Origin of the sequence: Streptococcus oralis (assembly GCF_016028255.1) — a bacterium.
In the GTDB taxonomy this organism is placed as follows: domain Bacteria; phylum Bacillota; class Bacilli; order Lactobacillales; family Streptococcaceae; genus Streptococcus; species Streptococcus oralis_AC.
Map to the genome: position 1 here is coordinate 1,223,119 of NZ_CP065707.1, position 22,238 is coordinate 1,245,356.

A 22,238-nucleotide genomic window follows, 5' to 3' on the forward strand; every position below is an offset into this window, starting at 1 on the left:
TAGTATGACAGCATTGATTGAAATGACTCAAGTGACAAAAACGTATGGGGAAGGAAAGATGAAAGTCGTGGCCCTGCATGAAACGAATTTTCAGCTAAATGCGGGAGAGTTCGTTGCTATCGTTGGGCCTTCTGGCTCTGGAAAGACGACCTTTTTAACAACTCTTGGACAACTTCAGGAAGCATCGAGTGGAAAGATTTTGGTAAAGGGGAAAGAAACAGGCAATTTGACGGAGAAGGAGAAAACAGACCTCCGTTTTAGAGAGTTTGGCTTTATTCTACAAGCTTCAAACTTAATTCCTTTTCTAACGGTCAAGGAACAGCTGGATTTGATTGACAGACTGGATAAGGGGAAAAATAGTAAAAGTGATCGAAAAGAGTTACTTGACTTGTTGGATTTGGAAAAGGTACAAGATCAGTATCCCAAGGCTCTATCAGGTGGTGAACGTCAACGTGCGGCGATTGCCAGAGCGCTCTATAACAATCCGAGCATCGTTCTTGCAGATGAGCCGACAGCCAGTCTAGACACCGAGCGTGCTTACCAAGTAACGGAGATGTTGGCCGCCATTGCCCATGAACAAGGTAGAGGAGTTGTTATGATTACGCATGATACTCGTCTTCTTGATAAGGTTGATCGTATTTATGTTATGAACGATGGCCACCTAGTTGAAGAAACACATGTATAAAATAGAGTGAATAGTACAAGTTACTGTTCACTTTTTTGATTGGGAAAGATAGAGATATGTTTAACATTTTGTGAAACTCCCAGTAACCATAGCTGATTTTTGAGAAATATGGTATAATTTTTCTTATGGAAAAGATTATCATTACAGCAACTGCTGAAAGTATTGAACAAGTTGAACAGTTACTCGAAGTTGGCGTAGACCGTATCTATGTCGGTGAGAAAGATTTTGGACTTCGTCTGCCAACGACCTTTAGTCATGAAGACTTACGCACCATCGCTAAGTTGGTTCATGAAGCAGGCAAGGAATTGATTGTCGCGGTTAATGCCCTCATGCACCAAGATATGATGGACCGTATCAAGCCATTCCTAGACTTCTTGGAAGAAATCAAGACAGACTATATTACTGTTGGGGACGCAGGTGTCTTTTACGTGGTCAACCGTGATGGCTATTCCTTCAAGACTATCTACGATGCTTCAACTATGGTAACTAGTAGTCGTCAGATTAATTTCTGGGGTCAAAAGGCAGGAGCTTCTGAGGCGGTTTTAGCGCGTGAAATTCCATCTGCTGAACTCTTTAAAATGCCAGAGATTTTGGAAATTCCTGCTGAAGTCTTGGTTTATGGTGCCAGTGTCATTCACCATTCTAAGCGTCCGCTCTTACAAAACTACTATAACTTTACGCATATTGATGATGAAAAGACACGTAAGCGTGACCTTTTCTTGGCAGAACCAAGTGATCCAGAGAGCCATTATTCTATCTTTGAAGATAATCATGGTACCCATATCTTTGCCAACAATGACCTTGATTTGATGACCAAATTGACAGAATTGGTGGAGCATGGTTTCACCCATTGGAAGCTAGAAGGACTATACACTCCAGGTCAGAACTTTGTTGAGATTGCTAAACTCTTTATCCAGGCGCGTAGCTTGATCCAAGAGGGTAACTTTAGCCATGATCAAGCCTTCTTGCTGGATGAAGAAGTCCGTAAACTTCACCCTAAAAATCGTTTCCTTGATACAGGATTCTATGATTACGATCCTGATATGGTTAAATAGGACACCAAAACCCGAAATAAAAATGTTCGGGTTTTCCAGTGTATCCATGAAATAAAAACGGATACATGTTATAATGAAAGTAGCTATTTGATGGAGGTGTTTGAGTGGAGAATCTGAAAAAGATGGCAGGTATCAAGGCTGCTGAGTTTGTCAAGGATGGCATGGTTGTCGGACTGGGAACGGGTTCTACTGCCTACTATTTCGTAGAAGAAATCGGTCGTCGGATTAAGGAAGAAGGATTGCAGATCACAGCTGTAACGACTTCTAGTGTGACCAGTAAACAGGCAGAAGGACTCAAAATTCCACTCAAGTCGATTGACCAAGTAGACTTTGTCGATCTGACAGTCGATGGAGCAGATGAAGTGGATAGCCAGTTTAATGGAATCAAAGGTGGTGGGGGCGCCCTTCTCATGGAGAAGGTTGTAGCAACGCCATCTAAAGAATACATCTGGGTTGTTGATGAAAGCAAGCTTGTAAACAAACTAGGTGCTTTTAAATTGCCTGTGGAAGTGGTTCAGTATGGCGCAGAACAGGTCTTTCGTCGTTTTGAGCGAGCTGGCTACAAACCAAGTTTCCGTGAAAAAGACGGCCAACGTTTTGTGACAGATATGCAGAATTTTATCATTGATCTAGCCTTGGAAGTCATCGAAGACCCAATTGCTTTCGGACAAGAATTGGACCATGTCGTTGGTGTCGTAGAGCATGGCTTATTCAACCAAATGGTGGATGAGGTCATCGTAGCGGGACGGGATGGCGTTCAGATTTTAACTTCAACAAAAGCAAGATAACTAAAATAATAAGGAGACAGATTATGTCAAAATTTAATCGAATTCACTTGGTGGTACTGGATTCTGTAGGAATTGGTGCTGCACCAGATGCCAATAACTTTGTCAATGCAGGGGTTCCAGATGGAGCTTCTGACACACTAGGACACATTTCCAAAACAGTTGGTTTGAATGTGCCAAACATGGCTAAAATCGGTCTAGGAAATATTCCTCGCGAAACGCCTCTTAAGACTGTACCAGCTGAAAGCAATCCAACAGGTTATGCAACAAAATTGGAAGAAGTATCTCTAGGCAAGGATACCATGACTGGTCACTGGGAAATCATGGGACTCAATATTACTGAGCCATTCGATACTTTCTGGAACGGATTCCCAGAAGAAATCCTGACAAAAATCGAAGAATTTTCAGGACGCAAGGTCATTCGTGAAGCCAACAAACCTTACTCAGGAACAGCTGTTATCGATGATTTTGGACCACGTCAGATGGAAACTGGGGAGTTGATTATCTACACTTCAGCTGACCCTGTTTTGCAGATTGCTGCCCATGAAGATATCATTCCTTTAGATGAATTGTACCGTATCTGTGAATATGCTCGTTCGATTACCCTTGAGCGTCCAGCTCTTCTAGGTCGTATCATTGCCCGTCCATATGTTGGTGAACCAGGTAACTTCACTCGTACAGCAAACCGTCGTGACTTGGCAGTATCTCCATTTGCACCAACTGTTTTGGATAAATTGAACGAAGCTGGCATCGATACTTATGCTGTTGGTAAAATCAACGATATCTTTAACGGTGCTGGTATCAACCATGACATGGGCCACAACAAGTCAAATAGTCATGGAATTGATACACTTTTGAAAACGATGGGACTTGCTGAGTTTGAAAAAGGATTCTCATTTACAAACTTGGTAGACTTTGATGCCCTTTACGGTCACCGCCGTAACGCTCATGGTTACCGTGATTGCTTGCATGAGTTTGATGAGCGCTTGCCTGAAATTATCGCAGCCATGAGAGAGAACGACCTTCTCTTGATTACTGCGGACCATGGAAATGACCCGACTTATGCGGGAACTGACCACACTCGTGAATATATTCCACTTTTAGCTTACAGTCCTGCCTTTAAAGGAAACGGTTTGATTCCAGTTGGACATTTTGCAGATATCTCAGCGACAGTTGCGGATAACTTTGGTGTTGAAACTGCCATGATTGGGGAAAGTTTCTTAGATAAATTGGTATAAGATGACGAGATATGCTTTACTTGTTCGGGGCATTAATGTCGGAGGGAAAAATAGGGTTGTCATGGCGCAACTTCGTCAAGAATTGACAGAGTTGGGACTGGAAAAGATTGAAACCTACATCAACAGTGGCAACATTTTCTTTACTTCGACTGTTCCCAAAGCCCAATTGGTTGAAAAGTTAGAGGCTTTCTTTGAAGTCCATTATCCATTTATTCAGAGCTTTTCTTTACTGGGTCTAGAGGACTTTGAGGCGGAGCTTGACAATCTACCAGATTGGTGGACAAAAGACATGGCACGAAAAGATGTCCTCTTCTACACGGAGGGCTTGGATGTGGATCAAGTCATCGAGAAAGTGGACAGTTTGGAACTGGAAGATGAAGTGGTTCATTTTGGAAGACTTGGGATTTTCTGGGGGAAATTTTCTGAAGAATCTTACTATGCAACTGCCTATCACAAGTACTTGCTAAAGATGCCTTTCTACCGCCAAATCACCATTCGCAATGCTAAAACTTTTGACAAAATCGGTCAAATGCTAAAAAATAATAAAGGAGACACACAATGACATTTTTAGACAAAATCAAGGAAACAGCTGCCTTCCTGAAAGACAAGGGTATTCAAGCACCTGAGTTCGGTCTAATCCTTGGATCGGGTCTTGGAGAATTGGCGGAAGAAATCGAGAATCCAGTTGTAGTAGACTATGCAGACATTCCAAACTGGGGTCGTTCGACAGTAGTCGGTCACGCTGGTAAATTGGTATATGGTGACCTTGCAGGTCGCAAGGTCTTGGCTCTTCAAGGTCGTTTTCATTTCTACGAAGGCAATCCTCTGGAAGTCGTGACTTTCCCAGTACGTGTGATGAAAGTTCTCGGATGTGAAGGTGTCATTGTAACCAATGCAGCTGGCGGTATTGGTTATGGTCCTGGTACCTTGATGGCTATCTCAGACCATATCAATATGACGGGGCAGAACCCATTGATGGGTGAAAATTTGGATGATTTTGGTCCACGTTTCCCAGATATGTCTAAAGCCTACACTCCAGAGTATCGTGCTACTGCCCATGAAGTGGCTAAGAAACTTGGTATCAAGCTTGATGAAGGTGTCTATATTGGTGTAACAGGTCCGACATATGAAACACCTGCAGAGATTCGTGCCTATAAGACACTTGGAGCAGATGCAGTTGGTATGTCCACTGTTCCTGAAGTTATTGTGGCAGCCCACTCAGGCTTGAAAGTTCTCGGTATTTCATGTATCACTAACCATGCTGCTGGTTTCCAAGAAGAACTCAACCACGAAGAAGTTGTAGAAGTGACTGAGCGTGTCAAAGGTGACTTCAAAGGTTTGCTTAAAGCGATTCTTGCTGAATTGTAATCATGTTAATAGAATTGAGGAGTATTTTTCGAAAAATCCCTTATAATTTTAGATTATTCGTAGCAGTGATTCTGCAAGGAATAGTTTCGGGTTTATCTGGTATATTTCTCCATTATCTTTTAGAGATGGTGGAGGGGCTAGCTTTTGGTCAGTCAGAGCACCATAGTGGATTTTTGACAGATGGAGTTTCCTCCTCACGGATAGGACTAAGTTTAATAATCGTGGGTCTTAGCTCGTCCTTAGTCTGGTACTTCTTGCAAAAAGGGTCGAAGATTTATTCCATCAAAGCTCAGATGAAGGATGAGACTTCACAATACAAGCTTCATTTTTTAAGACAGCTATTTCATTCAATTTGGCAGATTATTGCAGTTGGAGGGGGAGCGCCTATTGGCAAAGAAGCTGCGCCACGAGAGATTGGAACTCTATTTGCAGGGCCAATTGGAAAAATATGTATACTGTCTATGAAGGATCGCATCTTTCTCCTTGCTTGTGGTGCTGGTGCTGGTTTAGCGGCTGTCTATCAGGTTCCATTAACAAGTGTTTTCTTCGTTTTTGAGACTCTAGGAATTACTTTATCTATCAAGCGATTTGTCTTAGTCGGTTTGACTACCTATGTGTCAACCTATATAGCAGGCTGGGTTATTTCAGATCATGCTCTCTACCAGATTCCAGCTATTGCATGGTCATTAAAGGAAGTGTGGTTTGCCCCTTTATTACTTCTCTTCTTAACCCCCCTAGCTTGGCTTTTTGGTCGTTTAAGTAAAGAAGTGTCTTCAAACAGGATAAAAGATAAACGAATACTTCTCACATTGCCTTCAGCTTTTCTTTTTCTTGTTGGTCTGGCAATTTACTTTCCGCATCTACTTGGCAATGGACGCATGATGGCTCAGGAAATTTTAAATGGTAGCGATGGTAAAACAGTGCTTCTCATGTTTTTCCTAAAAGCAGTGGTCGTTCTTATTATCCTTTGGGCAGGGGCCTATGGTGGTACTCTTACGCCATCTTTTGCCTTGGGGATGGCTGGAGCTGCTCTCTTAGGCATGATTCTAGGTTTGGACAGCCAGCCAAGCATTTTGCTTTTGGGATCGGTTTGCTTTTTATCTGTGACCTTGAGGGCACCCATTTCTGCAACCGGATTAGTTATAGGTTTCACTGGGCTAGGTATAGATTCTCTTCCGTATCTCTTAGTAACTGCTTTCCTGGCTTATGGTTTTGCAAAAGTGTTAGATCGCTTTCCTTGGGCTAGCATACTGTGTAAGATGTCAAAGAACAAAGTAATTAGGTAGGAAATGCCCGTTTCTTCTAATCAAGGATTTATCTTAAAAGATTAAAAACTATTGTCAGTTTATCAATAACTGTTTTAAATAAAAATGTAGTAGGCTTATCGGAGTCATGATTGAATACGATTTTTCCTAGCTATGAAATATAAAAATAAAAAAAAGAAAGGTAGAGCGAGATGTTCAGATTTGAACACGAGCGGAAAACTTTTCTAAAAAAATTGAAAGGTAGGTAGTTTGGGTTTGAATTGAACCCGTGCTGTTCTCCTATTTGTCATCAAAATTAAGAAAGAAAGGAATTGAACCCACCCTAAAAGCAGTGGGAAAAAGATAGTTGGTCTAGCGAGCATCGCTCACTGCACCCAACTCCTATTTTCCCTTTGCTTTTTGACGGGTTTGGTATCTTATATTATGTCTATCCATATTGCTGCTAAGCAGGGTGAAATTGCTGATAAAATTCTTCTTCCGGGGGATCCTCTTCGTGCGAAATTTATTGCGGAGAATTTCCTTGAAGATGCTGTTTGTTTTAACGAAGTGCGTAACATGTTTGGTTACACTGGTACTTATAAGGGTCACCGTGTATCTGTCATGGGAACTGGGATGGGGATGCCATCGATTTCGATTTATGCACGCGAGTTGATTGTGGACTACGGGGTGAAAAAATTGATCCGCGTGGGAACTGCGGGTTCGTTAAATGAGGATGTCCATGTCCGTGAATTGGTCTTGGCACAGGCTGCTGCAACTAACTCAAACATCATTCGCAACGACTGGCCACAGTATGATTTCCCACAAATCGCTAGCTTTGATTTGCTAGATAAGGCCTACCATATCGCCAAAGAACTCGGTATGACAACCCACGTTGGGAACGTCTTGTCTTCAGATGTCTTTTACTCAAACTATTTTGAAAAGAACATCGAGCTTGGTAAATGGGGAGTCAAGGCTGTGGAGATGGAAGCAGCAGCTCTTTACTATCTTGCTGCCCAACACCACGTTGATGCACTTGCTATTATGACCATCTCCGATAGTTTGGTCAATCCAGATGAAGACACTACTGCAGAAGAACGCCAAAACACCTTCACCGATATGATGAAGGTTGGTTTGGAAACCTTGATTGCAGAGTAAAATGTAAACGAAAATCCTGATTTCAAGTGGAATCAGGATTTTTTCATAGATGCGATTTTTTCGGGGTCTGGTGTGACACGGAGGGTCTTTTGTCCTGTGTAGGTTACAAAACCGGGTTTTCCTCCAGTTGGTTTGTTGAGTTTTTTGACTTCTATCATATCCACTTGCACGAGATTTGACAAGCGCCCTTTGGAGAAGTAGGCAGCTAGTTCGGCCGCATCTGTTTTAACTTCATCAGATGGATCAAGATTCCCTGAGATGACGACATGGCTTCCAGGGATGTCCTTGGCATGGAACCAAAGTTCCTCCTTGCGAGCCATTTTAAAGGTTAGTTCCTCGTTTTGCAGGTTATTGCGTCCGACATAGATGATGGTCTTGCCATCGCTCGCCAGATATTGTTCTGGTTTTTTGCGTTTGTGGATTTTCTCCCGCTGTCTTCTTCGGATGAAACCTGTTTGGATCAATTCTTCACGGATTTCAGCGATTTCCTCCAGCCCAGCTTGGTTGAGAACCGTTTCAACGCTTTCCAGATAAAGAATGGTGGCCTTGGTTTCTTCAATCAGTTCAGTCAGATATTTGACAGCTTCTTTGAGCTTCTGGTAACGTTTAAAATAGCGTTGGGCATTCTGGCTGGGAGTTAGTGCCTTATCAAGAGCAATTGTGATAGGCTGATTGGTGTAGTAGTTGTCCAAGGTAACCTGATCTTGGTCATTAGGTACTTGGTGGAGGAAGGTTGTCAGCAATTCTCCTTTTTGACGAAACTCCTCAGCATTGTCTGTCGCCAGTAACTCTTTTTCTTGTTTTTTCAGCTTATGTCGATTTTTCTGAAGTTCATTTTCAACACGACGAATCAGTTCACTGGCTTGCTGCTTAACGCGGTCTCGTTCAGCCTTGTCCTTATAGTAGGTGTCCAGCAAGTCAGAAAGACTGGTAAAAGGCTCTCCTACACGATTGGCAAAAGGAACTGGACTGAAAGAAGTCTCTGTTAGGTAAGGTTTGGTTTCTTGTCCAAAAAAGTGACGGAAAGTAGACAGTTTGTCATGAACCAATAGACTTTCCAGTTCGTTTGCCGTATCTCGCCCCAAACCTTGAAAGAGACTTTGAAGATTTTTTGCAGTTAGTTCTTGGGTTTGCAGGATTTCAAAGAGCTTTTCATCCTTGACAGTAAAAGGATTGAGAGACTCGGTACTTGGTGGAGCGATATAGGTCGATCCAGGAAGCAAGGTGCGGTAGCTATTTTGTGAAAAGCCGACGTGTTTGATGACTTCGAGGATTTTATGGCTACTTTTATCTACGAGGAGAATATTGCTGTGTTTGCCCATGATTTCGATAATCAGAGTCGCCTGAATATGATCCCCAATTTCGTTTTTATTGGAAACGGTGATCTCCACGATACGGTCGTTTTCCACTTGCTCAATTGATTCAATCAGGGCACCTTGCAAATACTTTCTCAAAACCATGATAAAAGTAGAAGGTTGGGCTGGATTTTCAAAAGTCGTTTGCGTCAGCTGGACGCGACCAAAAACGGGATGAGCAGAGAGGAGCAGGCGATGGCTTTGGCGATTGCTGCGGATTTGCAAGACCAACTCTTGTTCAAAAGGCTGATTGATTTTTTGGATGCGACCATTGACCAACTCTCTTCGCAATTCCTCAACCATGTGGTGTAAAAAAAATCCGTCAAATGACATCGTTCTCTCCTTGTGATTGTATTCCATAGTATTATATCAAAAAGGTAGAATAAAATCATGGAAATATGGTATAATAAAGCCAAGTAAAGAGAATCGAGAAGTACATGTATATTGAAATGGTAGATGAAACTGGTCAAGTTTCACAAGAAATCTTGCAACAAACCCAAGAAATTTTGGAATTTGCAGCCCAAAAAATAGGAAAAGAAGACAAGGAGATGGCAGTCACTTTTGTGACCAACGATCGTAGCCACGAACTCAACCTCGAGTACCGTGATACGGATCGTCCGACAGATGTCATCAGCCTTGAGTATAAACCAGAGTTGGATATTGCCTTTGATGAAGAGGATTTGCTTGAAAATCCTGAATTAGTAGAGATGATGTCTGAGTTTGATGCCTATATTGGGGAACTTTTCATCTCTATCGATAAAGCACATGAGCAGGCTGAGGAATATGGTCACAGCTTTGAGCGTGAGATGGGCTTCTTGGCAGTACACGGCTTTTTACACATTAACGGCTACGATCACTACACTCCGGAAGAAGAAGCGGAGATGTTCGGTTTACAAGAAGAAATTTTGACAGCCTATGGACTCACAAGACAATAAACGAAAATGGAAAAATCGTGACCTGGTATCCAGTTTAGAATTTGCCATCACAGGGATTCTGACTGCGATCAAGGAAGAACGCAATATGCGAAAACATGCAGTGACGGCTCTAGTAGTTATCCTTGCAGGTTTTGTTTTTCAGGTGTCACGAATCGAATGGCTCTTTCTCCTAATGAGCATTTTCTTAGTAGTAGCCTTTGAGATTATAAACTCTGCTATTGAAAATGTGGTGGATCTAGCCAGTCACTATCACTTTTCTATGTTGGCAAAGAAAGCCAAGGACATGGCAGCAGGTGCCGTGCTTGTGGTTTCCCTTCTTGCCGCAGTGACAGGTGCACTTATCTTTCTCCCACGCATTTGGGATTTACTATTTTAAACAATAAGAGGAAATTATGACATTTAAATCAGGCTTTGTAGCCATTTTAGGACGTCCCAATGTTGGGAAGTCAACCTTTTTGAATCACGTCATGGGGCAAAAGATTGCCATCATGAGTGACAAGGCGCAGACAACGCGCAATAAAATCATGGGTATTTACACCACGGATAAGGAGCAAATCGTCTTTATCGACACACCTGGAATTCATAAGCCTAAGACGGCTCTTGGAGATTTCATGGTGGAATCTGCCTACAGTACTCTGCGTGAAGTGGATACTGTTCTATTCATGGTGCCAGCTGATGAGCCACGTGGTAAGGGCGACGATATGATTATTGAGCGTCTGAAAGCTGCTAAGGTTCCTGTGATTCTAGTGGTGAATAAGATTGACAAGGTCCATCCAGACCAGCTTTTGGCTCAGATTGATGACTTCTGTAACCAGATGGACTTTAAGGAAATTGTTCCTATCTCAGCCCTTCAGGGAAATAACGTTTCTCATCTAATCGATATTTTGAGTGAGAATCTGGAGGAAGGTTTCCAGTACTTCCCATCTGATCAGATCACAGACCATCCTGAGCGTTTCTTGGTTTCAGAAATGATTCGTGAGAAGGTTCTCCATTTGACTCGTGAAGAGATTCCTCACTCAGTCGCAGTAGTAGTTGACTCTATGAAGCGTGACGAAGAGACAGACAAGGTTCATATCCGGGCAACCATCATGGTTGAGCGCGATAGCCAAAAGGGCATCATCATCGGAAAAGGTGGCGCAATGCTCAAGAAAATTGGGACCATGGCCCGTCGTGATATCGAACTCATGCTAGGGGACAAGGTTTTCCTAGAAACTTGGGTCAAGGTCAAGAAAAACTGGCGTGATAAAAAGCTAGATTTGGCTGACTTTGGCTATAATGAGAAAGAATATTAAGTAGAGGTGGGCTCATGCCTGCTTCTTGTTTTTACGGAAGGAGGACTTATGCCTGAATTACCAGAGGTTGAAACGGTTCGTCGTGGCTTAGAGAAATTAATTTTGGGAAAGAAGATTTCTAGTATAGAGATTGCTTATCCCAAGATGATTAAGACGGATTTGGACGAGTTTCAAAAGGAAGTGCCTGGCCAAGTAATTGAGTCCATGGGGCGCCGTGGCAAGTATCTGCTTTTCTACCTGACAGATAAGGTATTGATTTCCCATCTGCGGATGGAGGGCAAGTATTTTTACTATCCGGACCAGGTTCCTGAACGCAAGCATGCCCATGTTTTCTTCCAGTTTGAGGATGGTGGGACGCTTGTTTATGAGGATGTGCGCAAGTTTGGTACTATGGAACTGCTGGCGCCAGATCTTTTGGGCGCCTACTTTGTTTCTAAAAAATTAGGACCTGAGCCAAGAGAGCAGGACTTTGATTTGCAGGTCTTTCAAACTGCTCTAGCCAAGTCTAAAAAGCCTATCAAATCCCATCTCCTAGACCAGACCTTGGTAGCTGGTCTTGGCAATATCTATGTGGATGAGGTCCTCTGGCGAGCTCAGGTTCATCCAGCTAGACCTTCCCAGACTTTGACGGTAGAAGAAGCGTCGGCTATTCATGACCAAACCATTGCTGTTTTGGGACAGGCAGTTGAAAAGGGCGGTTCCACCATTCGAACCTATACCAATGCCTTTGGGGAAGACGGAACCATGCAGGATTTCCATCAGGTCTATGATAAGACTGGTCAAGAATGTGCACGCTGTGGAACTCTAATTGAGAAAATCCAATTAGGCGGACGTGGAACCCACTTTTGTCCAACTTGTCAAAGGAGAGACTGATGGGAAAAATTATCGGAATCACAGGAGGAATTGCTTCTGGTAAGTCAACTGTGACAAATTTCCTAAGAGAGCAAGGCTTTCAAGTGGTGGATGCTGATGCAGTCGTCCATCAGCTACAAAGACCTGGTGGGCGTCTTTATCAGCTCTTAGTTCAGCACTTTGGACAGGAAATTCTCTTAGAAAATGGAGAACTCAATCGCCCTCTCCTGGCTAGCCTCATCTTTTCAAATCCTGAGGAGCGGGAATGGTCTAAACAAACCCAAGGAGAGATTATTCGTGAGGAATTGACTGCACTGAGAGAACAGTTGGCTCAGACAGAAGCGATTTTTTTCATGGATATTCCCCTGCTTTTTGAACAGGACTACAGTGCTTGGTTTGATGAAACATGGCTGGTCTATGTGGACTGTGATATACAACTAGAACGTTTCATGAAACGGGATCATCTTTCTAAAGAAGTAGCAGAGTCCCGTCTGGCCGCCCAGTGGTCTTTAGAAGAAAAGAAAAAATTGGCGAGTCATGTCCTGGACAACAATGGAAATCGAGATCAACTTCTAGATCAGGTATCTTTTCTGCTTGATGGAGGTGAACATGATGACAGAGATTAGTTGGAAAGAGAATCTTCGTGTCGCCTGGTTCGGTAGTTTTCTAACGGGAGCTAGTATTTCCCTGGTCGTTCCTTTCATGCCTATCTTTGTAGAGCAGTTGGGAATCGAGAGTAACCAAGTTGCTTTCTATGCTGGATTAGCTATCTCAGTTTCGGCAGTTTCAGCAGCTTTGATTTCTCCTATCTGGGGTATTCTTGCTGACAAATATGGTCGAAAGCCCATGATGATTCGAGCTGGGCTTGCTATGACCATCACCATGGGAGGCTTGGCCTTTGTGCCGAACATCTATTGGCTAATCTTTCTTAGATTACTAAATGGCGTATTTACAGGTTTCGTACCGAATGCGACAGCTTTAATAGCCAGTCAAGTTCCCAAGGATAAGTCTGGCTATGCTTTGGGGACTTTATCAACTGGAGTAGTAGCTGGAACCCTAACCGGGCCCTTTGTGGGTGGCTTGATTGCTGAAATTTTTGGTATTCGCAATGTCTTTTTATTGGTGGGTGCTTTCCTATTTTTAGCTGCAATCCTAACCATTTTCTTCATCAAGGAAGATTTTCAACCAGTAGCTAAGGAGAAGGCTATCCCAACAAAAGAGTTGTTTAGTTCTATTAAACACTCTCATCTTTTGATTAACTTGTTTTTAACCAGCTTTGTCATTCAATTTTCAGCTCAATCAATTGGTCCCATTCTAGCTCTCTATGTTCGGGACTTAGGGCAGACTGAAAATCTCCTCTTTGTATCTGGTTTGATAGTATCCAGTATGGGATTTTCTAGCATGATGAGTGCTGGAGTGATGGGAAAACTAGGAGATAAGGTGGGAAATCATAGACTTTTAGTTGCAGCGCAGATTTATTCAGTCATCATTTACCTTCTTTGTGCCCATGCAACCAGCCCCCTTCAACTTGGCTTGTATCGTTTTCTCTTTGGTTTGGGAACGGGTGCTCTGATACCAGGTGTTAATGCATTGCTTAGTAAGATGACTCCCAAAGTAGGCATTTCAAGGATTTTTGCCTTTAACCAAGTCTTTTTCTACCTTGGGGGTGTTGTTGGTCCCATGACTGGTTCAGCAGTAGCAGGGCAATTCGGCTACCACTCTGTTTTTTATGCGACAGCAGCCTGTGTAGCTTTCAGTTGTTTATTTAACTTAGTTCAATTTAGATCATTATTAAAAGTAAAGGAAATCTCGTGCGAGTAAAAATTAATCTCAAATGCTCCTCTTGTGGCAGTATTAATTACCTAACCAGTAAAAACTCCAAAACCCATCCAGACAAGATTGAGGTTTTAAAGTATTGTCCCAAGGAAAGAAAAGTAACCCTACATCTTGAATCTAAGTAGAATTTATGGTAAAATAATAGGGATTTTAAGGAGTTTGATATGTACAACCTATTATTAACCATTTTATTAGTATTATCTGTTGTGATTGTGATTGCGATTTTCATGCAACCAACTAAAAACCAATCCAGCAATGTATTTGATGCCAGCTCAGGTGATTTGTTTGAACGTAGTAAAGCACGTGGTTTTGAAGCCGTGATGCAACGTTTGACAGGTATTTTAGTCTTTTTCTGGCTAGCCATTGCCTTAGCATTGACGGTATTATCAAGTAGATAAGAAATGGGCAGGACTAGGTCTTTGCCTATTTTTATTTTTATACTCTTCAAAAATCAAATTCAAACCACGTCAGCGTCGGCTTGTCGTACTCAAGTACTGCCTGCGCCTAGCTTTCTAGTTTGCTCTTTGATTTTTATTGAGTATTAAATGATGTTTGAGAAGGTCTTACAGTAAAAGAAAATTAAAAATCTAGAAAGAAAACATGAAAGATAAAATTAAAGAATATTTGCAAGAGAAGGGGCGAGTGACGGTAAATGACCTGGCTCAGGTTCTCGGAAAGGATGGATCCAAGGATTTCCGTGAGTTGATTAAAACCCTGTCTCTGATGGAAAGAAAGCACCAGATTCGTTTTGAAGATGATGGTAGCCTTGCCTTGGATCAGAAGAAGAAACATGAAATCACCCTCAAAGGGATTTTTCATGCCCATAAAAATGGCTTTGGTTTTGTCAGTCTAGAAGGGGAAGAGGACGATCTTTTTGTAGGAAAAAACGATGTCAACTATGCCATTGATGGCGATACCGTTGAGGTGGTCATCAAGAAAGTCGCTGACCGTAACAAGGGAACTGCTGCCGAAGCCAAAATTATTGATATTCTAGAACACAGTCTGACAACTGTTGTCGGGCAAATCGTTCTGGATCAGGAAAAGCCCAAGTATGCGGGCTACATTCGTTCAAAAAATCAGAAAATCAGCCAACCCATCTATGTTAAGAAACCAGCTATCAAGTTGGAAGGTACTGAGGTTCTCAAGGTCTTTATCGATAAATACCCAAGTAAGAAACATGATTTCTTTGTTGCTAGTGTCCTTGATGTGGTGGGGCACTCGACTGATGCTGGGATTGACGTTCTTGAAGTCTTGGAATCCATGGATATTGTCTCAGAATTCCCAGAAGCTGCTCTCAAGGAGGTTGAAAGTGTGCCGAATGCTCCATCAGAGAAGGATATGGAAGGTCGTCTTGATTTGAGAGATGAGCTTACCTTCACCATTGACGGCGCAGATGCCAAGGACTTGGACGACGCAGTTCACATTAAGCCTTTGAAAAATGGCAATATGGAACTCGGAGTTCACATCGCGGATGTTTCCTACTATGTGACAGAGGGTTCTGCACTTGACAAGGAAGCCCTTAACCGCGCGACTTCTGTTTATGTGACAGACCGTGTAGTTCCAATGCTTCCAGAACGACTGTCAAATGGTATCTGCTCTCTCAATCCTCAAGTAGATCGCTTGACCCAGTCTGCTATTATGGAAATTGATAAACATGGTCGTGTGGTTCATTACACCATTACCCAAACGGTTATCAAGACTAGTTTCCGTATGACCTATAGCGCTGTCAATGACATCCTGGCTGGCGACGAGGAAAAAAGACAAGAGTTTAAGAAAATTGTTCCTGGTATCGAACTCATGGCCAAGCTTCATGAAAGGCTAGAAAACATGCGTGAGAAACGTGGAGCTCTCAATTTTGATACTAATGAAGCTAAGATTCTAGTGGATAAAAAAGGCAAGCCTGTGGATATCGTTCTTCGCCAACGTGGCATTGCAGAGCGGATGATTGAGTCCTTCATGTTGATTGCTAACGAAACGGTTGCCGAGCACTTCAGTAAACTGGACCTACCTTTCATTTATCGGATTCACGAGGAGCCCAAGGCTGAAAAAGTTCAGAAGTTTATTGATTATGCTTCGAGCTTTGGTTTGCGGATTTATGGGACTGCCAGTGAGATTAGCCAGGAGGCGCTTCAAGACATCATGCGTGCTGTTGAGGGAGAACCCTATGCGGATGTATTGTCCATGATGCTTTTGCGTTCTATGCAGCAGGCTCGTTATTCTGAGCATAATCATGGTCACTATGGACTAGCTGCGGACTATTACACTCACTTTACCAGCCCAATTCGTCGTTATCCTGACCTTCTTGTTCATCGGATGATTCGTGACTATGGACGTTCCAAGGACGTAGCCGAGCATTTTGAACAGGTTATTCCTGAGATTGCTACCCAGTCTTCTAATCGTGAGCGTCGTGCCATCGAGGCAGAGCGTGAAGTCGAAGCAATGAAAAAGGCTGAGTACATGGAAGAATACGTGGGCGAAGAGTACGATGCGGTTGTGTCTAGCATCGTTAAATTCGGTCTCTTTGTCGAATTGCCAAATACAGTCGAAGGATTGATTCACATTACCAATTTGCCTGAATTTTATCATTTTAATGAACGGGATTTGACTCTTCGTGGGGAAAAATCAGGAACAACTTTCCGTGTAGGACAGCAAATTCGAATTCGAGTTGAAAGAGCGGATAAGATGACAGGTGAGATTGACTTCTCTTATATCCCAAGTGAGTTTGATGTCATCGAAAAAGGTTTGAAACAAGCTGGGCGCAAAGACAGAGGTCGTGGTTCAAGTCGTCGTTCAGACAAGAAGGAAGACAAGAGAAAATCAGGGCGCTCAAATGATAAGCACAAGCATTCACAAAAGGATAAAAAGAAAAAAGGCAAGAAACCTTTTTACAAGGAAGTAGCTAAGAAAGGAGCCAAGTATGGCAAAGGGCGAGGGAAAGGTCGTCGCACAAAATAAAAAGGCGCACCACGACTATACAATCGTAGATACGCTAGAGGCAGGAATGGTCCTGACAGGAACGGAAATCAAGAGCGTTCGAGCTGCTCGAATCAATCTCAAGGACGGCTTTGCCCAAGTAAAAAATGGGGAAGTCTGGCTGAGCAATGTTCATATTGCCCCTTACGAAGAGGGCAATATCTGGAACCAGGAACCAGAACGCCGTCGTAAACTCCTGCTCCATAAGAAGCAAATTCAAAAATTGGAACAAGAGACCAAAGGGACAGGAATGACCCTTGTTCCCCTTAAAGTCTATATCAAAGATGGCTACGCCAAGCTTCTTTTAGGACTTGCTAAAGGGAAACATGACTATGATAAACGGGAGTCTATCAAGCGTCGTGAACAAAACCGCGACATCGCGCGTGTGATGAAAGCTGTCAACCAGCGTTAAGAAGAGGAAGTAAAATGGAAAAATTAATTGCCTATAAACGGATGCCCTTGTGGAATAAACAGACCATGCCTGAAGCAGTTCAGCAAAAGCACAATACTAAAGTCGGCACCTGGGGAAAAATTACTGTCTTGAAGGGGGCACTCAAGTTTATTGAGTTGACAGAAGATGGTGAGGTTCTAGCTGAGCACCTCTTTGAGGCAGGGGCTGACAATCCCATGGCGCAACCGCAAGCCTGGCACCGAGTAGAGGCTGCAACAGACGATGTAGAATGGTACTTGGAATTTTATTGTAAACCTGAGGATTATTTCCCTAAGAAATACCAGACCAATCCAGTCCATTCAGAGGTCCTAGAGGCTGTGCAAACGGTGAAACCAGGAAGAGCCTTGGATTTGGGTTGTGGTCAAGGCCGTAACTCTCTCTTTCTCGCACAGAATGGTTTTGATGTGACAGCTGTGGATCAAAATGAATTGTCCCTTGAAATCTTGCAAAGCATTGTGGAACAAGAGGATCTAGACATGCCTGTCGGACTTTATGATATCAATTCAGCCAGCATTAGCCAAGACTATGATTTCATCGTATCGACAGTTGTTCTGATGTTCCTACAAGCGGACCGCATTCCAGCTATTATCCAAAATATGCAGGAGCACACCACGGTCGGTGGCTACAATCTTATCGTCTGTGCCATGGATACAGAGGATTATCCTTGCTCAGTGAATTTCCCATTCACCTTTAAAGAAGGGGAGCTAGCCGACTACTACAAGGATTGGGAATTGGTCAAGTATAATGAAAACCCAGGACATCTGCACCGTCGTGATGAAAATGGCAATCGCATTCAATTACGCTTTGCGACTATGCTAGCTAAAAAAATCAAGTAAATCAAACCTATACCAGCGAATAGAAACCACTTTGCAAGGTCTCTATTCGTTTTTGTTTGCGTTGGTTGATTGGGGCGAGCAGGATTTTATGCTATACTAGAAGTAGGAAATCTGAGCAGTAGGGCTGTATTGCTGATACACTCAGCGCAAGAAAGTCTTTATGATGGAGGTGGTCGAATGACGAGTCTTTTGGTGGAATTGTATGATCGGCATGTATTGGAAAAGAATGTCTACCAAGCCTTTATCAGTGATTGTGACGAGATTCTTTTTCTATCTTTGATAAAAATAAGCAATGAAGAGAAAGTTTCTCTCCGTCAGTTTATCCTTGAAGAAGTCCCCCATATCCAGCGTGTGACCTTTCGTCAGCTATCTTTAGAACAATTAACAGACCAGTTAGATTATTGCCTTGCAGGCTATGACCAAGTCCTTCTCGATGTTTTTGGCGGAGATTCACTACTAGCCTTATCTCTCTATCAATATGGCTTGGATCGCCACCTCCCCATCGTAGCCATGGATGTCGAGCGGGGAAAACAATACAAGTGGGTAGCTGGTCAGTTGGAAAAAGAAGACTTGGACATCCCTACCCTAAGCATCCAACAGTTGATAGCCTTGCGTGGTGGAAAAATGCTCAAATCAAAACGCCCTATCCACTCAGTTGAGCAAATTGCTGCCATCAAAAAATTAGCCAGCTCTGCCATTTCCAATCCTGCTCACTGGTATCAAGTGACCCAATTTTTCTCTCTAGCTAAGACCAATGACCTTCATGCTGAAACCGAAAAGATACTGGAAAACAATGGCAAGTATTATCACTACCCAGAATCTCTCATCCCTTTACTTGTGGAGGCTGGGATGATTCGTATTGAAAGTGAAGACAAGAAACGAGTAGCATACAGCTTTCCAAGTCAAGAAGCTCAAGTTTTTTGTCGCAACAAGGGGCATATTTTAGAGGTGTATCTCTATCTCTTGGCGCTTGAATCTCAGCTGTTTGATGAGTGCATGATAGGCGGTGAAATTGATTGGAACGGCATCTTTCCAGAGGCAGACAATGTTCAAAATGAGATTGATGTCATTCTGAGAAAGGGGCGCTCGATTACCTTTATCTCCTGCAAGATGACAGATTTATCAGTTGAAGCCATCAACGAACTAGAAGTCTACGCCAATCATTTTGCTGGGGAGAGTTGCCTCAAGTTAATTGTCTGTACGGGGAAAATCAATCCCGTTTATGCCAATCGTTGTCAGGAATATGGCGTGCTCGTCATTAGAAGCGAGCAGATCCCCAATCTCATTCCTATACTAAAAAATACTCTAAGAGATTTAAAAGATAAAAAAGCAATATGAAAGGCTGGAATTCCAGCCTTTTTTACTTCTTTTTCGAATAAATGAGAAAAGGAGGTAGACCATGTTTGTAGCCAGAGATGCCAAGGGAAATTTGGTGAATGCCCTCGAAAAAGATGTGACCAAGCAGCCTTACACCTGCCCAGTTTGTGGGGGCGGACTACGCTTACGCCAAGGACAGAGTGTTCGAACGCACTTTGCCCATGAAAGGTTAAGGGATTGTATCGCTATTTTCGAGAATGAAAGTCCAGAACACTTAGGCAACAAAGAGGCCCTTTATCACTGGGCCAAGAAGGACAGTCAGGTCGCCTTAGAATATAGTTTGCCCGAGATTCAGCAGATAGCGGATGTTCTCGTCAATGAGAAACTAGCTCTGGAGGTTCAGTGTAGTCCCTTGTCTCAAAAGATTTTAGGCGATAGAAGCCAAGGATACCGTAGCCAGGGCTATCAGGTTATCTGGCTACTGGGAGAAAAACTCTGGTTAAAAGAGCGATTAACACAACTGCAAAGGGGATTTCTCTATTTTAGTCAAAATATGGGTTTCTATGTTTGGGAACTGGATCTCAAAAGGAAAATTTTGAGACTCAAATATCTTCTGCATCAGGATCTACGTGGCAAGCTTCATTTTCAGGTCAAGGAATTTCCCTATGGCCAAGGAAATCTCTTGGAAATTCTACGATTTCCTTATCAAAAACAAAAACTGCCTCATTTTGCAGTTGTACAAGATTCATCTATCTGTCACTACATTCGTCAGCAGTTGTACTACCAAACGCCTTACTGGATGAAGAAGCAGGAGGAGGCCTATCAGCAAGGAGACAATCTATTAAACCGTCAACTGGACGACTGGTATCCCCAGGTCAGACCGATAGCATCAGGTGATTTTTTGCAGATTGAAACGGATCTGACTAGCTATTATAGAAATTTTCAGGCATACTATCAAAAAAATCCGAAAAATAATCGCCAAAAGCTCTATCCACCAGCCTTTTATCACTTATATTTCTCAAGAAATATGGTAAAATAGAAAGGATGGAGGAATCTTATGGTATTACAACGACATGAAATAAATGAAAAAGATACATGGGATCTTTCAACAATCTACCCAACAGATCATGCTTGGGAAGAAGCCTTGAAAGACTTAACTGAAAAAGTACAAACAGCAGCCCAGTATGAGGGGCATCTCTTGGATAGCGCAGACAGTTTGCTTGAGATTACAGAATTCTCACTTGACTTGGAACGCCAAGTTGAAAAGCTTTATGTCTATGCGCATATGAAAAATGACCAGGACACGCGTGAGGCCAAGTATCAAGAGTACTATGCTAAGGCAATGACCCTATACAGTCAGTTAGAACAAGCCTTTTCATTCTATGAACCTGAGTTTATGGAGATTAGTGAAGAGCAGTATGCGGCCTTCCTAGAAGCTCAACCAAAACTCCAAGTTTACAAGCACTTTTTTGACAAGCTCTTGCAAAAGAAAGACCATGTTCTTTCGCAACGTGAGGAAGAATTGCTTGCTGGAGCAGGAGAAATCTTTGGCGCTGCTAGTGAAACCTTCGCTATTTTGGACAACGCGGATATTAGCTTCCCATATGTCCTTGATGACGAAGGCAAGGAAGTGCAACTCTCACACAGTACTTACATTCGCTTGATGGAGTCTAAAAACCGTGAGGTGCGCCGTGGTGCCTATGAAGCCCTTTATGCGACTTATGAGCAATTCCAGCATACTTACGCTAAGACTTTGCAGACAAATGTTAAGGTGCAAAACTACCGCGCAAAAGTTCGTAACTATAAGAGTGCTCGCCATGCAGCCCTCGCAGCAAATTTTGTTCCAGAAAGTGTCTATGACAATCTAGTAGCAGCAGTTCGCAAGCATTTGCCACTCTTACATCGTTACCTTAAACTTCGTTCTAAAATCTTGGGGATTTCAGATCTCAAGATGTATGATGTCTACACTCCGCTCTCGTCAGTAGATTATAGCTTTACTTACGAAGAAGCCTTGAAAAAGGCAGAAGAGGCCTTGGCGGTCTTGGGTGACGACTACTTGAGCCGTGTTAAACGGGCCTTCAGTGAGCGTTGGATTGATGTCTATGAAAATCAAGGCAAGCGTTCTGGTGCCTACTCTGGTGGTTCATACGATACCAATGCCTTTATGCTCCTCAACTGGCAGGACAATCTAGACAATCTCTTTACCCTTGTCCATGAAACAGGTCATAGTATGCACTCAAGCTATACTCGTGAAACCCAACCATATGTTTACGGGGATTATTCTATCTTCTTGGCAGAGATTGCCTCAACGACCAATGAAAATATCTTGACGGAGAAATTATTGGAGGAAGTGGAAGACGATGCAACTCGCTTTGCTATTCTCAATAACTTCCTAGACGGTTTCCGTGGAACAGTCTTCCGTCAAACTCAATTCGCTGAGTTTGAACACGCCATCCACCAAGCAGACCAAAATGGAGAAGTCTTGACAAGTGATTTCCTCAATAAACTCTACGCTGACTTGAACCAAGAGTACTATGGACTCAGCAAGGAAGACAATCCTCAAATCCAATACGAGTGGGCGCGCATTCCACACTTCTACTATAACTACTACGTATACCAGTATTCGACTGGTTTTGCAGCGGCTTCAGCCTTGGCTGAGAAGATTGTCCATGGTAGTCAGGAAGACCGTGACCGTTATATCGACTACCTCAAGGCAGGTAAGTCAGACTATCCACTCAATGTCATGAGAAAAGCGGGAGTAGATATGGAGAAGGAAGACTATCTCAACGACGCCTTTGCAGTCTTTGAACGCCGCTTGAATGAGTTTGAAGCCTTAGTTGAAAAATTGGGACTAGCTTAAG

Annotated in this window: 22 protein-coding genes and 1 pseudogene; 22 read left to right on the top strand and 1 reads right to left on the bottom strand. The window is 42.8% G+C overall.

What is annotated here, in order from left to right:
* The first annotated feature begins 4 nt into the window (after positions 1 to 4).
* The 8 genes from I6G42_RS05980 (at position 5) to deoD (ending at position 7,530) form a co-directional block, all read left to right on the top strand.
* The gene (locus I6G42_RS05980; protein ID WP_000125736.1) at positions 5 to 685 is read left to right on the top strand and encodes an ABC transporter ATP-binding protein; all 681 of its coding nucleotides are present in this window, start codon (positions 5 to 7) and stop codon (positions 683 to 685) included.
* Between the two features lie 125 nt (positions 686 to 810).
* On the top strand, positions 811 to 1,740 hold the full coding sequence (locus I6G42_RS05985; protein ID WP_038805085.1) for a peptidase U32 family protein: 930 nt from the start codon (positions 811 to 813) through the stop codon (positions 1,738 to 1,740).
* Positions 1,741 to 1,844: 104 nt separating this feature from the next.
* Positions 1,845 to 2,528, top strand: a complete 684-nt coding sequence (gene rpiA, locus I6G42_RS05990) for a ribose-5-phosphate isomerase RpiA (RefSeq protein WP_038805086.1) — start codon at positions 1,845 to 1,847, stop codon at positions 2,526 to 2,528.
* 23 nt (positions 2,529 to 2,551) lie between these two features.
* On the top strand, positions 2,552 to 3,763 hold the full coding sequence (locus I6G42_RS05995; protein WP_038805088.1) for a phosphopentomutase: 1,212 nt from the start codon (positions 2,552 to 2,554) through the stop codon (positions 3,761 to 3,763).
* Between the two features lies 1 nt (position 3,764).
* A complete protein-coding gene (locus tag I6G42_RS06000; protein ID WP_004245928.1) occupies positions 3,765 to 4,325 on the top strand; it encodes a DUF1697 domain-containing protein in 561 nt (186 codons plus the stop codon).
* The gene (locus I6G42_RS06005) at positions 4,322 to 5,131 is read left to right on the top strand and encodes a purine-nucleoside phosphorylase (protein ID WP_000143354.1); all 810 of its coding nucleotides are present in this window, start codon (positions 4,322 to 4,324) and stop codon (positions 5,129 to 5,131) included. The genes I6G42_RS06000 and I6G42_RS06005 overlap by 4 nt, the downstream gene beginning before the upstream one ends.
* 2 nt (positions 5,132 to 5,133) lie before the next feature.
* Entirely contained in the window at positions 5,134 to 6,417 is a 1,284-nt protein-coding gene (locus I6G42_RS06010) for a chloride channel protein (protein WP_038805089.1), read from the top strand.
* A gap of 402 nt (positions 6,418 to 6,819) precedes the next feature.
* Positions 6,820 to 7,530: a purine-nucleoside phosphorylase gene (gene deoD / locus I6G42_RS06015; RefSeq protein ID WP_000022080.1), complete on the top strand. Its 711-nt coding sequence runs from the start codon at positions 6,820 to 6,822 to the stop codon at positions 7,528 to 7,530.
* 32 nt (positions 7,531 to 7,562) lie between these two features.
* Here the strand turns inward: deoD and pavA are convergent, their stop codons facing one another.
* A complete protein-coding gene (gene pavA / locus I6G42_RS06020) occupies positions 7,563 to 9,218 on the bottom strand; it encodes an Rqc2 family fibronectin-binding protein PavA (RefSeq protein WP_000006751.1) in 1,656 nt (551 codons plus the stop codon).
* Positions 9,219 to 9,322: 104 nt separating this feature from the next.
* On the opposite strand from pavA, the gene ybeY reads away from it, so the two are divergent.
* The 14 genes and pseudogenes from ybeY (at position 9,323) to pepF (ending at position 22,237) form a co-directional block, all read left to right on the top strand.
* Positions 9,323 to 9,820 carry an rRNA maturation RNase YbeY gene (ybeY, locus tag I6G42_RS06025; RefSeq protein ID WP_000275167.1) on the top strand — a complete coding sequence of 166 codons (498 nt, stop codon included), beginning with the start codon at positions 9,323 to 9,325 and terminating at the stop codon, positions 9,818 to 9,820.
* On the top strand, positions 9,801 to 10,196 hold the full coding sequence (locus I6G42_RS06030; protein WP_000378175.1) for a diacylglycerol kinase family protein: 396 nt from the start codon (positions 9,801 to 9,803) through the stop codon (positions 10,194 to 10,196). The genes ybeY and I6G42_RS06030 overlap by 20 nt, the downstream gene beginning before the upstream one ends.
* Before the next feature lie 16 nt (positions 10,197 to 10,212).
* Positions 10,213 to 11,112 (top strand): GTPase Era, encoded by a 900-nt coding sequence (gene era, locus I6G42_RS06035; protein ID WP_000143272.1) that lies wholly within the window; start codon positions 10,213 to 10,215, stop codon positions 11,110 to 11,112.
* Positions 11,113 to 11,160: 48 nt separating this feature from the next.
* Complete coding sequence (gene mutM / locus I6G42_RS06040) at positions 11,161 to 11,985, top strand: DNA-formamidopyrimidine glycosylase (RefSeq protein ID WP_001114612.1); 825 nt, start codon at positions 11,161 to 11,163, stop codon at positions 11,983 to 11,985.
* The gene (coaE, locus tag I6G42_RS06045; protein ID WP_000516175.1) at positions 11,985 to 12,590 is read left to right on the top strand and encodes a dephospho-CoA kinase; all 606 of its coding nucleotides are present in this window, start codon (positions 11,985 to 11,987) and stop codon (positions 12,588 to 12,590) included. Before mutM ends, coaE begins: the two co-directional genes overlap by 1 nt.
* Positions 12,577 to 13,785 carry a multidrug efflux MFS transporter gene (locus I6G42_RS06050; protein WP_025168924.1) on the top strand — a complete coding sequence of 403 codons (1,209 nt, stop codon included), beginning with the start codon at positions 12,577 to 12,579 and terminating at the stop codon, positions 13,783 to 13,785. Before coaE ends, I6G42_RS06050 begins: the two co-directional genes overlap by 14 nt.
* Positions 13,776 to 13,925 (top strand): 50S ribosomal protein L33, encoded by a 150-nt coding sequence (gene rpmG, locus I6G42_RS06055; protein WP_001809104.1) that lies wholly within the window; start codon positions 13,776 to 13,778, stop codon positions 13,923 to 13,925. The genes I6G42_RS06050 and rpmG overlap by 10 nt, the downstream gene beginning before the upstream one ends.
* A gap of 39 nt (positions 13,926 to 13,964) precedes the next feature.
* Positions 13,965 to 14,198: a preprotein translocase subunit SecG gene (gene secG, locus I6G42_RS06060; protein ID WP_000282517.1), complete on the top strand. Its 234-nt coding sequence runs from the start codon at positions 13,965 to 13,967 to the stop codon at positions 14,196 to 14,198.
* A 202-nt stretch (positions 14,199 to 14,400) separates the two neighbouring features.
* The gene (gene rnr, locus I6G42_RS06065) at positions 14,401 to 16,755 is read left to right on the top strand and encodes a ribonuclease R (RefSeq protein ID WP_000653284.1); all 2,355 of its coding nucleotides are present in this window, start codon (positions 14,401 to 14,403) and stop codon (positions 16,753 to 16,755) included.
* On the top strand, positions 16,718 to 17,185 hold the full coding sequence (smpB, locus tag I6G42_RS06070; RefSeq protein WP_001051742.1) for an SsrA-binding protein SmpB: 468 nt from the start codon (positions 16,718 to 16,720) through the stop codon (positions 17,183 to 17,185). The genes rnr and smpB overlap by 38 nt, the downstream gene beginning before the upstream one ends.
* 14 nt (positions 17,186 to 17,199) lie before the next feature.
* The gene (gene tehB / locus I6G42_RS06075) at positions 17,200 to 18,060 is read left to right on the top strand and encodes an SAM-dependent methyltransferase TehB (RefSeq protein WP_000413063.1); all 861 of its coding nucleotides are present in this window, start codon (positions 17,200 to 17,202) and stop codon (positions 18,058 to 18,060) included.
* A 177-nt stretch (positions 18,061 to 18,237) separates the two neighbouring features.
* Positions 18,238 to 19,385: pseudogene (locus I6G42_RS06080) on the top strand (hypothetical protein).
* Between the two features lie 74 nt (positions 19,386 to 19,459).
* Positions 19,460 to 20,416, top strand: coding sequence for a competence protein CoiA (locus I6G42_RS06085; RefSeq protein ID WP_038805095.1), 957 nt, complete (start codon positions 19,460 to 19,462; stop codon positions 20,414 to 20,416).
* Positions 20,417 to 20,434: 18 nt separating this feature from the next.
* The gene (gene pepF, locus I6G42_RS06090; RefSeq protein ID WP_038805096.1) at positions 20,435 to 22,237 is read left to right on the top strand and encodes an oligoendopeptidase F; all 1,803 of its coding nucleotides are present in this window, start codon (positions 20,435 to 20,437) and stop codon (positions 22,235 to 22,237) included.
* The last annotated feature ends 1 nt before the right edge of the window (position 22,238 follow it).

Excerpts from the sequence above, each read along its gene's own strand:
- I6G42_RS05980 (WP_000125736.1), top strand. The coding sequence starts at position 5 with ATGACAGCATTGATTGAAATGACTCAAGTGACAAAAACGTATGGGGAA.
- I6G42_RS05985 (WP_038805085.1), top strand. The coding sequence starts at position 811 with ATGGAAAAGATTATCATTACAGCAACTGCTGAAAGTATTGAACAAGTT.
- I6G42_RS05995 (WP_038805088.1), top strand. The coding sequence starts at position 2,552 with ATGTCAAAATTTAATCGAATTCACTTGGTGGTACTGGATTCTGTAGGA.
- I6G42_RS06000 (WP_004245928.1), top strand. The coding sequence starts at position 3,765 with ATGACGAGATATGCTTTACTTGTTCGGGGCATTAATGTCGGAGGGAAA.
- I6G42_RS06005 (WP_000143354.1), top strand. The coding sequence starts at position 4,322 with ATGACATTTTTAGACAAAATCAAGGAAACAGCTGCCTTCCTGAAAGAC.
- I6G42_RS06010 (WP_038805089.1), top strand. The coding sequence starts at position 5,134 with ATGTTAATAGAATTGAGGAGTATTTTTCGAAAAATCCCTTATAATTTT.
- deoD (WP_000022080.1), top strand. The coding sequence starts at position 6,820 with ATGTCTATCCATATTGCTGCTAAGCAGGGTGAAATTGCTGATAAAATT.
- pavA (WP_000006751.1), bottom strand. The coding sequence starts at position 9,218 with ATGTCATTTGACGGATTTTTTTTACACCACATGGTTGAGGAATTGCGA.
- ybeY (WP_000275167.1), top strand. The coding sequence starts at position 9,323 with ATGTATATTGAAATGGTAGATGAAACTGGTCAAGTTTCACAAGAAATC.
- I6G42_RS06030 (WP_000378175.1), top strand. The coding sequence starts at position 9,801 with ATGGACTCACAAGACAATAAACGAAAATGGAAAAATCGTGACCTGGTA.
- era (WP_000143272.1), top strand. The coding sequence starts at position 10,213 with ATGACATTTAAATCAGGCTTTGTAGCCATTTTAGGACGTCCCAATGTT.
- mutM (WP_001114612.1), top strand. The coding sequence starts at position 11,161 with ATGCCTGAATTACCAGAGGTTGAAACGGTTCGTCGTGGCTTAGAGAAA.
- coaE (WP_000516175.1), top strand. The coding sequence starts at position 11,985 with ATGGGAAAAATTATCGGAATCACAGGAGGAATTGCTTCTGGTAAGTCA.
- I6G42_RS06050 (WP_025168924.1), top strand. The coding sequence starts at position 12,577 with ATGACAGAGATTAGTTGGAAAGAGAATCTTCGTGTCGCCTGGTTCGGT.
- secG (WP_000282517.1), top strand. The coding sequence starts at position 13,965 with ATGTACAACCTATTATTAACCATTTTATTAGTATTATCTGTTGTGATT.
- rnr (WP_000653284.1), top strand. The coding sequence starts at position 14,401 with ATGAAAGATAAAATTAAAGAATATTTGCAAGAGAAGGGGCGAGTGACG.
- smpB (WP_001051742.1), top strand. The coding sequence starts at position 16,718 with ATGGCAAAGGGCGAGGGAAAGGTCGTCGCACAAAATAAAAAGGCGCAC.
- tehB (WP_000413063.1), top strand. The coding sequence starts at position 17,200 with ATGGAAAAATTAATTGCCTATAAACGGATGCCCTTGTGGAATAAACAG.
- I6G42_RS06085 (WP_038805095.1), top strand. The coding sequence starts at position 19,460 with ATGTTTGTAGCCAGAGATGCCAAGGGAAATTTGGTGAATGCCCTCGAA.
- pepF (WP_038805096.1), top strand. The coding sequence starts at position 20,435 with ATGGTATTACAACGACATGAAATAAATGAAAAAGATACATGGGATCTT.